Source organism: Bradyrhizobium sp. Kon69, assembly GCF_055807515.1.
On record NZ_JBVVOS010000073.1, the window covers coordinates 1 to 2,106 of the forward strand.

At 64.6% G+C, this 2,106-nt stretch carries 2 protein-coding genes; both read right to left on the bottom strand.

The annotated features are described in order from the left end of the window. The coding region (locus tag AC0L3U_RS38190) for a HAMP domain-containing protein (protein ID WP_473364931.1) at positions 1-1,124 on the bottom strand (1,124 nt) is incomplete at its 3' end. 184 nt (positions 1,125-1,308) lie between these two features. Beyond that, a partial coding sequence (locus AC0L3U_RS38195) for a methyl-accepting chemotaxis protein (protein WP_473364932.1) occupies positions 1,309-2,106 on the bottom strand: 798 nt, incomplete at its 5' end.

A 2,106-nucleotide genomic window follows, 5' to 3' on the forward strand; every position in this document is an offset into this window, starting at 1 on the left:
ACGGCCTGCACCTTGAATTCTTCTACCGCGCCGGCCATCTCGCCGATCTCGTCCTTGCGGCCCAGGCCCGGCAGCACGACGTCGAAATTGCCCGAGGCAAGCTCGCGCATCGCCTTGCACATCGCGATCATCGGACGCGAAATGCCATTGCCCAGCATCCAGGCCAACGCGGCGCCAATGGCGAGGCCGCCGAGCGCCATCATCAGCATCGTCCGCTCGGTATCGCTGATGGTGGCATTGGCGCTCACCTCGATGCGCTGCTGATCCGCCGTCAGCTCCGACCGCAGCTCACCCGAGAGCTTGAGAATGGACGCAGCCGTTTTGGTCATGTCGCCGTTCAGCTTGACGATGACCTTCACGTTCTCGGTCAGCTTCGAAAAGGAGGTGCGGTACTGCTTCAAGAGATTGCTGATCTCGGTGACGCGGTCGGTGATCTTCTGATCGTTGGCATAGATCGAGACCAGCAGGGTCTCCAGGAACTTGATGCGGGCGGTCACGCCGTCGGCGGTCTTCGGCTCCGGCTTGGCGACGAAGGCGCTGACCGAGGTGGAGACCGCAAGGTATTGCGATGTGATGTCCTTGGCCGTGCCCTGAACCGAGTTCAGGCCCGCCAATGCCGCGGTATCGGCAAGATCGTCGAACTTGAAGCGGATCTTGTTGCCGACGCTGTTGAGCTCATCCGTCGCGATCTTGCCGTTCTCGCGCGTCAACGTGATGATCTCGCCGAACACCTTGGTGAAGCTCTTGAAGTCGGCCTCGAGCCGGCCGACCTGCTCGCGGCGCGCGGCGCCCGTGGTGGCCGCCCCAGACTTGGCGATCGCAGCCCTCAAATTCTCTTCGGCCGCTTTCGCGGCGGTCTCGTCATCCGCCGCGCCGGTCAGCGTGTAGGCCCGCGCCAACCCCTGGTAGGCGATCAGCTCGCGATCGACCGTCCGCGCAAGGTCCGCTTCGGCGACGCTGGAGCGGTAGGAGGCCACGGCGGCCTGGATCCGCTCGAAGCCGTAATAGGCGAAAGCCATGCTGACGGCGAGGATGGCGAGCACCGCCACGAAGCCGAGGATGATTTTTGCGCGAAAACGCAAGGTGAGCAGCTTCGATGTGGTCGGCTTCGACTTGACGGGCATTCCCCACCCCATTCCATTCGCGGAAAACCAGGCGCAGCCCGGAAGCAGCCCGCTTCCTGACGCGTGAGCACGGTAAAGGGCAAAGGATAAGCTGCGGTAAATTTGTGGCGCCGCAACCGGCGGTTAGGTGACGCAGGGTCTCGTCGTCCTGGCGAAAACCAGGACGACATTGGCGGGAATGCCCCTACGCCGCCCGGATATTGCCCATGAAGCGGTCGAGCTCGGCGCGCAGACGGGTGCTTTCGGACGACAGTGTCTTGGCCGAATGCAGCACCTCTTCCGAGGCCGAGCCGGTTTCGGCGGCGCCGCGGTTGACCTGGCCGATGTCGGTGGCGGCGGTCTGAGTGCCCTGTGCAACCGTCTGGACGCTGCGCGCGATTTCCTGGGTCGCTGCGCCTTGCTGCTCCACTGCGCTTGCAATCGACGTCGAGATCGACGAGATCTGGCCGATGGTCGCGCCGATCTCCTTGATCGCCGCAACCGACTCGGCGGTGGCGCCTTGCATGCCCGTGATGTGCGAGGAGATCTCGTCGGTGGCCTTTGCGGTCTGGCTCGCGAGCGACTTCACTTCGCTGGCGACCACTGCAAAGCCGCGGCCGGCTTCGCCGGCGCGCGCCGCCTCGATGGTCGCGTTGAGCGCCAGAAGATTGGTCTGCTCCGCGATCGCCGTGATGAGCTTGACGACTTCGCCGATCTGCTGGGCCGCATGCGAGAGCTTGCCGATGCGGTTATCGGTCTCCTGGGCCTGCACCACGGCAGCTTCGGCAATGCGGCTGGAATCGCGAACCTGGCGGCCGATCTCCTCGACCGAGGCCGAGAGCTCTTCGGTCGCAGTTGCCACCGACTGCATGTTGCTGGAAGCCTGCTCGGAGACGTCGGCGACCTGGCTCGACAGGCTCTGGGTGGTCTCGGCGGTGCGGGTCAGCGTCGAGGCCGCCGATTCCAGCTGCACGGCGGAAGCCGAGACGTTGGAGACGATGGC